The sequence below is a fragment of the Paenibacillus barengoltzii NBRC 101215 genome (genome assembly GCF_004000745.1).
GTDB classification, from domain to species: domain Bacteria; phylum Bacillota; class Bacilli; order Paenibacillales; family Paenibacillaceae; genus Fontibacillus; species Fontibacillus barengoltzii.
Window position 1 is genome coordinate 1 of the sequence record NZ_BILV01000120.1, and the last position, 8,914, is coordinate 8,914.

10 protein-coding genes are annotated in these 8,914 nt (G+C 57.3%); 1 reads left to right on the top strand and 9 read right to left on the bottom strand.

What is annotated here, in order from left to right; genetic code table 11:
- The 5 genes from PBA01S_RS21955 to PBA01S_RS21975 form a co-directional block, all read right to left on the bottom strand.
- A partial coding sequence (locus PBA01S_RS21955) for an NAD(P)H-hydrate epimerase (protein WP_127576739.1) occupies positions 1 to 1,014 on the bottom strand: 1,014 nt, incomplete at its 3' end.
- Positions 1,015 to 1,036: 22 nt separating this feature from the next.
- Complete coding sequence (locus tag PBA01S_RS21960; protein WP_127576740.1) at positions 1,037 to 1,705, bottom strand: NAD(P)-dependent oxidoreductase; 669 nt, start codon at positions 1,703 to 1,705, stop codon at positions 1,037 to 1,039.
- A gap of 147 nt (positions 1,706 to 1,852) precedes the next feature.
- A complete protein-coding gene (locus PBA01S_RS21965) occupies positions 1,853 to 2,230 on the bottom strand; it encodes a DUF1634 domain-containing protein (RefSeq protein ID WP_127576741.1) in 378 nt (125 codons plus the stop codon).
- A gap of 1 nt (position 2,231) precedes the next feature.
- Positions 2,232 to 3,038, bottom strand: coding sequence for a sulfite exporter TauE/SafE family protein (locus tag PBA01S_RS21970; protein WP_371859563.1), 807 nt, complete (start codon positions 3,036 to 3,038; stop codon positions 2,232 to 2,234).
- Positions 3,039 to 3,136: 98 nt separating this feature from the next.
- Complete coding sequence (locus PBA01S_RS21975) at positions 3,137 to 3,586, bottom strand: GNAT family N-acetyltransferase (RefSeq protein ID WP_051417101.1); 450 nt, start codon at positions 3,584 to 3,586, stop codon at positions 3,137 to 3,139.
- 159 nt (positions 3,587 to 3,745) lie between these two features.
- On the opposite strand from PBA01S_RS21975, the gene PBA01S_RS21980 reads away from it, so the two are divergent.
- Positions 3,746 to 4,681 carry a hypothetical protein gene (locus PBA01S_RS21980; protein WP_127576743.1) on the top strand — a complete coding sequence of 312 codons (936 nt, stop codon included), beginning with the start codon at positions 3,746 to 3,748 and terminating at the stop codon, positions 4,679 to 4,681.
- Between the two features lie 136 nt (positions 4,682 to 4,817).
- Here PBA01S_RS21980 and PBA01S_RS21985 read toward each other — a convergent pair whose 3' ends face one another.
- The 4 genes from PBA01S_RS21985 to PBA01S_RS22000 all read right to left on the bottom strand — a co-directional run bounded on the left by PBA01S_RS21985 (position 4,818) and on the right by PBA01S_RS22000 (position 8,433).
- Positions 4,818 to 5,042 (bottom strand): YezD family protein, encoded by a 225-nt coding sequence (locus PBA01S_RS21985; RefSeq protein ID WP_028539853.1) that lies wholly within the window; start codon positions 5,040 to 5,042, stop codon positions 4,818 to 4,820.
- 534 nt (positions 5,043 to 5,576) lie between these two features.
- The gene (gene cysW / locus PBA01S_RS21990) at positions 5,577 to 6,437 is read right to left on the bottom strand and encodes a sulfate ABC transporter permease subunit CysW (protein WP_028539854.1); all 861 of its coding nucleotides are present in this window, start codon (positions 6,435 to 6,437) and stop codon (positions 5,577 to 5,579) included.
- 53 nt (positions 6,438 to 6,490) lie between these two features.
- A complete protein-coding gene (gene cysT / locus PBA01S_RS21995) occupies positions 6,491 to 7,321 on the bottom strand; it encodes a sulfate ABC transporter permease subunit CysT (protein ID WP_028539855.1) in 831 nt (276 codons plus the stop codon).
- Between the two features lie 35 nt (positions 7,322 to 7,356).
- On the bottom strand, positions 7,357 to 8,433 hold the full coding sequence (locus tag PBA01S_RS22000; protein WP_085279208.1) for a sulfate ABC transporter substrate-binding protein: 1,077 nt from the start codon (positions 8,431 to 8,433) through the stop codon (positions 7,357 to 7,359).
- Between the last annotated feature and the right edge of the window lie 481 nt (positions 8,434 to 8,914).

Genomic DNA, 8,914 nt, shown 5'->3' on the forward strand with positions numbered 1-8,914 from the left:
CGCCAGCATCAGCTCGGGCACGGCCCCGAGCACCTGCGGCAGCAGCGCCTCCGGCAGCGCCCACGTGACAAGGCCGCTGCCGGCGCGGAGCGCGGCTTTGGCGGCCAACAGGCCGGCGCCGCTCATCGTCAGGCTGCCTGCCGCCAGCAGCACGTGCCCGTACGTGCCCTTGTGCCCGTCGGCGTCGCGCCGCCGCCCCGGGTCCACCCCAAGCTCACCGCGCAGTGCCTCCTCGGTGAGCAGCACCCCGGCTTCCGCCATGCCCGGCGGAAGCGCGCGGGGAATGCCGATATAGCGGACGATCACGTCCCCCGCGGCCTTCGCGCCCGGATATTGCGTCAGCCCCGCCTTCAAGAAGGCGAGGCAGACGGTGATCCGGGCCTGAATGCACGGGTCGTGGACCGCGCCGGTATCGGCATCCAGCCCGCTGGGGATGTCGGCTGCCACGATTGGCAGCCGGCTCTCATTCGCCTCCCGAATCAGGGAGGCGTAGGCCCCCCGGGGCGCTCCCTTCGCCCCGGTGCCCAGCAACGCGTCCACGATCCCCGTCACCCCGCGGGATCGGGCCGCCGCCACCGCGCCGGGCGTGTACACCTCGCCCGGCAGCCCCAGCGCTGCAGCGATCGCATGCTGCAGCGCGGCTTCGCCGCCGAGTCGCTCCGGCTCCTCGGCGTACAGCAGGCTCACCCGCACGCCCGCATCCGCGAGATGGCGCGCGCACACCAGGCCGTCGCCGCCGTTGTTTCCCTTGCCGATGAGAATCAGCCAATGTTCCTCCGGCTCCGGCGAGCCGCCTAAATCCCGGTCCCAGCTGTCCAATCCAGCTGTCCGCTCGCGAATCGTCTCCTCGGAATACTCCGAAAGCCGCCCTTCCCGCCGCTGCCGGCAAAAGAACAGCACTTCCTCGGCAATGGCCCGCCCGGCGTTCTCCATTAACGCGACCGCCGGAATGCCAATCTGCTCAATCGCGTAGTGGTCGATGGCACGCATTTGCTCGGATGTCACGAATTTCATTGGTTCTCCTCCCCCAACGGTTCTAATACCCCACAGTAAAACGGGTGCCGATATAATACGGGTCCTCCGCTTCGTCCAGGAGGGCTGCGGCATAATCCTCCGCCGTAATCCGGCTGTTATCTCGCTCGTCAACGACCAAGCGGTCTAACCCTAAACGGAACATCCCGGTGCGCTTCCCCGGCTCGATCAGCGCCGGCGGGCTTAATACCGTCCACTCCAGGTCCGACGCCCGGTAAAGGTTCAGAGCCTCTTCGTGAGCCCGGGCCAACGGCCGTACCTCCTCCGGGAACTCGGGCGTATCCATCAACCGCACACCTGGAGCAACTTCCAAACCGCCGGCTCCGCCAACCGCGATCAGACGGCGGACGCCGCCGCGCTTCACGCCTTCGATCAGCGATCGCGTGGCTTCCAGCATCTCGTCCTCCTCCCCGAAGCGCGGCCCATACGCGCTAATGACCAGGTCTTGTCCTTGGACGAGCCGGGCGATGGAATCGGGGACCAAAATATCCCCTTCCCTCAAGCTCAAATGCCCGGCCCGCTTGGAATCTGCCGGCACGAGGTCAGGTAACCCCGCCTCGGCAGCCCGCGCCGGATCTCTAACTACTGCTGTCACGTCATGACCGCGTTGCAGCGCCTCCGCCGCAATTCTTTTTCCAATCATGCCCGTTGCGCCAAATAATACGATCTTCATCTATCGGTTCGCCCTTTCTTCGCTGTTGGATGGGATTCCCAAGCTTTGCTGCTTACATTATAATTATCCTTCCCCCGCAAGTCCAAAAACAAAAGGGCCTCCCCCGCTCTGCAAAGCGATCAGAAAGCCCCAGATCCTGCTGATTCCTTAGCCCGCCTTTCCTAGTACGAAGCTCAAGATCAAGATGATAAACACAATCGCCGTAATCACCAAGTAACGGTAGTCCTTCTCAGCCCAGAACAAAAAGAGAGAAATGAACACCCGAAACACCGGCGTTAAAATGAGCAGCAGCAAACCGGTCTGGATGATCGCCGCTGACTTCAAGGCCAGCAACCCGGACATGATCGCACCAAAGTTGGTGGGGTACGTATCCCCCGGGTACCCGCTGTCGCCTGTGATCAAAAACTGGATGAGTCCAATCACGATCACAGCAGCCGCGAGCATGACGCCAACCCGGAGCATTTTGCTGATGGCCGTTTCGATCTCAAAGGTGCGATTTTGCGTTGTCTCGTTAGGGTCGCCCATGTCAGCCCCTCCATCCTTGATAGATCATTTGGAACGCCACGTACACCATGACGGGAATAAACAGCTTGCGAATCGTTTTACTCTTCATGCGCTGCATCAAGCGCGAACCGACGGTGGCTCCGATCAACACGCCCAAGGCGACGGGAGCGGATATTACCGGAATAATGTCCCCGCGGAGCAAATAGATCCCTGCACTAGCCGCCGCCGTAACGCCCATCATAAAAATGCTGGTCGCACTCGACACCTTCAGCGGCATTTTCATAAACACGTCCATCGCCATCACTTTAAAGCTCCCGCTGCCAATGCCGAGCAGCCCGGAAATAACGCCTGCACCGTACATGACTCCAAAGCCTTCATAGACGCGGTCTACGTTATAGGCCACGGTCTTGCCCAGCGCCTTGTCATAATACTCCCCTTGCAGCCCCAGCTTTTGGGCTACCGGATGCAGCGGAACGTTTTCCGGCACCTCTTGTTTGCTTTTTTTGATCATGGCATAAGCCGAGTAGAGCAGCAGCAAGGCAAAAATAAAATACAAAAACTGCGGGGCTATCCAAGCCCCGATAAACGCTCCGGTAATCGCCCCGACCGTCGTGGCAATCTCCAGAAACATACCGACCCGCAAATTGGTGATCCGGTCGCGAATGTACGCCACCGCCGATCCGCTTGAAGTGGCGATGACGGAAATGATGCTCGCCCCAATGGCATGGTTAATGTCCACGCCAAACAGCAGTGTCAGCGCGGGGGTCACGATAATTCCGCCGCCCAATCCAAGAATCGAACCCACGATCCCTGCCAGAATCGCGATCATAAAAATTTCAATGACTGTTGTAGTCACTCCGATGGCATCTCCTTTGCCCTTTTCTCACCGGAGGGCTCCATCCGTTGCAAGCCTTCCCATGCTCCATGTTATCGTTGTCTCCAATACATCCCAAGTCCGCCAGGAGCGGTATATTCAAAGCCGAAACGCCGGTACAACTTATCTGCTGGCACATCCGCGATCAGGCTGACATAGGTTTGAGGCTGTGCCTGTTGCTCCAGAAACCTCATAATTTCGCTCATGATCCTTGTGCCAAGGCCTTTGCCTTGAAGATCCGGGCGTACGGCAATGTCCACCACCTGCAAAAAGCAGCCGCCATCGCCCACAACTCTTCCCATCCCCGCTAATCCTGCTTCATCATATAACGAGACGGCGAAGATGGAGTTTCTTAGGCCAATCTCTGCTCCTTCCGCGCTGCGCGGACTCATTCCCGCACGTTCACGAAGCCTCAGATAATCCGCAACTTCAGGCGCTTCGTATCGGATCTTCACCTCTGCCGCAGGATGTCCATTCCTCCCCGCACCGGGTTGTCCATTCATGTCTGCCCCGGGTTGTTCATTCATACCGTTTCCCTCCGCCCGCTGATTTTTTGTGTAAGTTTTCACCAATTTTCAAGTATAACATATTTTCAAAACTCCTGACTCAAGCTTGAATCCGAACGCCTCCTGTGCAATAGTGAAAGGAGGAATATGGAAAGGGTGATCATCGTGTCACTGTCGGAATGGGTTACCTGGCTACAGAGCCCTGATCATGCCGCGCTGGCTGCCTTTCTGGCATTGTCTGCGTTCCTTGCAATTTATATTACCTCACGCAACCAAATGGCTCGGGATGAGCGAATCCGGCTGGATTACGTCAACTCGACCTTGGAACGCTATGCGGCGGCTGCAGGATCGTTGATGTCTGCAACGGAATCCGCTTCGTCAACGCCCGCGGACCCCAGCGCCCTGCGGGACAAGCTGCTGGCTAGCCGGGCTGCGCCTTATGTCAGTGAAAATGTGCTCGCGCAAATCGCCGCTTACATCGAGGACGACGACGCCTCCCGGCTGCCTCTGCTGCTGAGAACCATCGAGCGGGAAAGCGAGACGCTGATCGCCGAACGGGACAAGCTCCTCCGCCACATGGAAGGGCCTGGCTGGGGGAGCTGGCTATGGCGTATGTTTCGCCCCGTTTTGCCAGGAGTACTCGCCGCCGCCTTCTTTATCTCGCTGCTATGGTTGTGGCGCTTGCTGGACACCAGTCTATCCGGCGCTGAAGAAAGCGGAAACGCGTGGGAGCTGGCGATCGGATGGATGCAACTGACCTCAAGTTGGTTTGCGCTGCTAACGCTTTCCCTGGCCGTGTTGGGCGGACGGAACCGGCATGTTAATGCGGTACCGGCTCGGTTGCTCGGCGCCGTGATCGCCGTGTTGGCTGTCGGACATTGGGCTGCTTCATGGCTGGCCCCATATCTGCTCGGGGCCCAGCTGCTCCTGTTTCTCGGCGGATTTCGCCTCAACAGCCGCAAACCGAGGAGGGCCCGTCCGTATGTCGGCCATGATCCGCTGCCGATGACCCCGCAGGCTTCAGACGGCGTCTCCTCCGAAGCCGTGCAGTCGCTAAGTCCTAAGGGCGGCGAGGGCGAAACGACGCAATAAACGCCAACAACCCCGATTCCTTGAGGCGGGACAGGCCTTCGGCCTGACCGCCCGGAATCGGGGTTGTTTTTTAAATTAGGGTGATGTTTCTGATGTTAATGATTCCTGTAGAGACAGGCACCCGGCCCGCTTAACCTTAACGCTGTCTAGATTCACGTAAAGGTTTGGCCGTATGACGGGAAGCTCCGGCAGCCCTGGAGGCATTGCCCGGGTTCAACTCGTAACGTCTGCGCTCCGTACGTTCCATTTGCACGATTTGACCTTCATGGACAACGATGTTTAACGAACCGAATTCCATGCCGCTCAGCAGCTCCGCAATCCGTTCCAGCCAAATTTCATCGACTTGCAATGGTTTCGCCATCCCCCTACCCCTCCCCTGGTTTAGGTATATAGGTAAATTAACAGTTCACGCTGGTATTCACACTTCTAACGGAACCTAGCACCGTTATTTGTACGTTTCGCGGGTGGTTTTAAAGCTAACGGAACGAGAAGACCTTATTTCGAGCAATTTCTGTTCTCTCTCTACTTTTTCGGGCCATAAGGTCACTTGGTTCCGTTACAGTGGGAAATGTCCGGGAAATCGGCGAATAAGGGCGTTACGTTCCGTTAGATGCTGATACAGAAGCTGAGACCCACGGGATGGGAGTCTGTTCCCACAGATTCCTGGTCCCCGCTCCGGGAACTAGCCCCATGGTTCGCCCCTATAGGTTCGCCGTCGCACGGTTCCTCCATAGGATCCAGCTCGCACCCAAACCGGCTCCAGCCTTCGGCCTCTGCGGAACCGCTGCTTTGGAAGCCATCCCTCATCTCACCCAGCAGACTCTCCCCGCTGTAACTCTCCCCAGCTCCGCCTGCGCAACCGGCGCACCTCTGGTCCTTTCTAGCCTCGGTCTCCCTAATGGCTGCTCTTGCGAGTGAACCAGCCTTTGAGCAGCAGGGTCACCAGCGCCAGCAGCAATAACAGGGATGCCACGGCAAACGACGCAGAAAATTGGTACTCGTTATACAAAATCTCCACGTGCAACGGCAAGGTGTTCGTTTCTCCCCGGATATGGCCCGAGACGACGGAAACCGCGCCGAATTCTCCCATCGCTCGCGCATTACACAGAACAATGCCGTACAATAGACCCCATTTGATGTTCGGCAGCGTGACCTTCCAGAAGATCCGGAACCCCCGCGCTCCCAACGTGATAGCAGCTTCTTCTTCCTGCTGCCCCTGGTCCTCCATCAGCGGAATGAGCTCACGGGCAACAAACGGGAAAGTCACGAACAACGTCGCCAGGATGATGCCCGGCAGGGCAAAAATAATCGAGATATGATGCTCCTCCAGCCACGGTCCGAACCACCCGTGCGAGCCATAAACCAGCACGTAGATCAGACCGCCAATGACCGGCGATACGGCAAACGGCAAGTCGATTAAGGTGACCAATACCTGCTTGCCGCGAAATTTAAATTTGGTGACCGCCCAAGCGGCAGCCACTCCAAAGATCGTATTCAACGGGACGGTAATCACAGCGACGAGCAGCGTCAGCCGCAATGCGGATAATGCATCCGGGTCACGGATGGCTGCGATGTAGACGTCCCAACCTTTCTTGAGCGCCTCCGTCAGGACGACGGCAAGCGGCAATACGATGAGCCACAGCAGGACCAGTACGGCTGCTGTGATCAGCACCCACTTGATGACGCCCGAGCCTTGGCCCACCTGCTTCCGCGGGGCCGTCGGCTTGCTTGCAGCTAATGGCACAGAACCAGCCATCCTCTTCCCTCCCTATCGATTGCGATTGGCGTTTTCGAGCGTTTCTCCATCTCCTAGCGCGCGGTCTTGCGAATCCGGCGTTGCAACGTGTTGATGAGCAGCAGCAGCACAAACGAGATGAGCAACAGCATCAGTGCAACTGCCGTCGCTCCGGCGTAGTCGAATTGCTCCAGCTTCGACATGATCAGCAGCGGGGCGATTTCCGTCTTCATCGGCATATTGCCGGAGATGAAGACCACGGAGCCGTATTCGCCGATGCCGCGGGCAAACGCGAGCGCAAACCCCGTTAGAAGCGGTGGCAGAAGCTCCGGCAGCACGACCTGGCGGAAGGTGCGGAAGCGGCTTGCCCCAAGGGTAGCTGCCGCCTCCTCCACTTCGGCATCCAGGTCCTGCAGCACCGGCTGTACGGTGCGCACCACAAACGGAATGCCGATAAACATCAGCGCAAGCGTGATGCCCGCCGGTGTAAAGGCGATGCGAATCCCCAGCGGTTCGAACAAGGAACCGATCCAGCCGTTGGCTGAGTAGATCGCAGTCAGGGAAACCCCAGCCACCGCCGTCGGCAGGGCAAAAGGAAGGTCGATCATCGCATCAAAAATATGTTTGCCGGGAAAATCGTACCGGACCAGCACCCAGGCCAGCAACAGCCCAAGCACCGCATCGATCAGTCCGGCCACCGCCGCGGTCACAAAGCTTACTCGGTATGAAGCAAGCACGCGCGGGTCGGTGGCGATATCCCAAAACTTCTCCCAGGTTAGTCCTGTAGAATTGAGCAGCAAGGCGGAAAGCGGGATGAGCACGATTAGGCTGAGGTACAGCACGCTAAATCCCATCGTCAGCCCGAAACCAGGCAGAACGCCGCGCTTTGCAGTGCTACTGTGCATAGTCTTCGCCTCCGATTCGTTACGGTCGGTTCGTATTATTGCGGTAGGTAAATTTGGTTAAAGATGCCGCCGTCATTAAAATGCTTCGCCTGGGCTTCTGCCCATCCGCCAAATTCCTCGATTGTAAACAGCTTGATCTCCGGGAATTTGTCGGCATACTCCGCCTTAACGCTGTCCAGCGTTGGACGATAGTAATTATCCGCAGCGATCTTCTGTCCTTCTTCCGAATACAGGTACTGCAAATAAGCTTCAGCCACTTCGCGGGTGCCGTTAGCATCTGCATTTTTGTCGACCACGGCAACCGGCGGTTCGGCCAGTATGCTCTCCGACGGATAGACGATATCGAACTTATCCGGCCCCAGCTCCTTCACGGACAACCAGGCTTCGTTCTCCCAAGCCAGCAGCACGTCGCCAAGTCCGCGTTCTACGAACGTCGTTGTAGCGCCGCGCGCCCCGCTGTCGAGAACCGGAACATGCTTGAACAGCTCTTGCACGAACTCCCGTGCTTTCGTCTCGTCGTTATTGTTTTGGTGCAGCGCATATCCCCAAGCCGCCAGGTAATTCCACCGCGCCCCGCCGGAGGTTTGCGGGTTAGGCGTGATCACCTCAACGCCATCCTTGATCAGATCGTTCCAATCCTTAATGTCTTTGGGGTTGCCTTTACGAACCAGGAATACGATCGTAGAAGTGTAGGGCGAGCTGTTATATTCGAACTTTTGCTGCCAACCTTCATTAATCAGCCCGGTTTCCGCAATGGCGTCAATGTCGTATCCCAACGCCAGAGTTACCACGTCGGCCTTCAACCCGTCAATGACAGCCCGGCTTTGCTTGCCTGACCCGCCATGCGACTGCTTAATGGTGACCTTCTGTCCTTTTTCTTTCTCCCAATATGCCGCAAAGGCCTTGTTATAATTTTCGTATAATTCCCGGGTTGGGTCGTAGGATACGTTCAGCAGCTCCACCGCTTTGGACTTCTCCCCGCCGCCGGAATTGCCGGCTGCCGCGCTGGCCGCGTCGTTGCCGCCGCTCGTGTTGGACGAGCAAGCTGCCAGAACCCCAATCATCATTAATGCCAGACTCACTAGAACCCCTTGCTTCAACCTTCTGTTCATCGTATCACTCCCCATACTCTTTTCTCGCTTTACTAGGGCAGGGCAGATCTCCACCACAGCAACCCATTGGACAATGGAAAACGGAGAAACGCCCCACCCCCAACGGTCAAACCGAGCCACTACCCGTGTCTGCCAAGGCAAGTAGAGCGTTCCTCCGTCCGTACGGTGAGAACATTTTTAATTATTCCTACCTGTTTAGTATGCTATGGTGTTATTTTAAATGGGCCAGCCCAGAAATGTCAAACCTTTTTATACAAAAAAAGCAATTTATTTATAAGCCTGCCTTATAGCCGGCACCTACTGCAGCGTAAACAGCGGATCTTCTTCCTCGCCAATCGGATAGGAGGCTACTCAATAATTGAGCAGTCGACCTTCCACTCCACCGTACGTACCGTTCGGTATACGGCGGTTCAACCGCTTGAGTGCAGTTGGCGTAATCATGTTACGACAGCACTGTATGCAACTAAAGAGGGGTGACGGG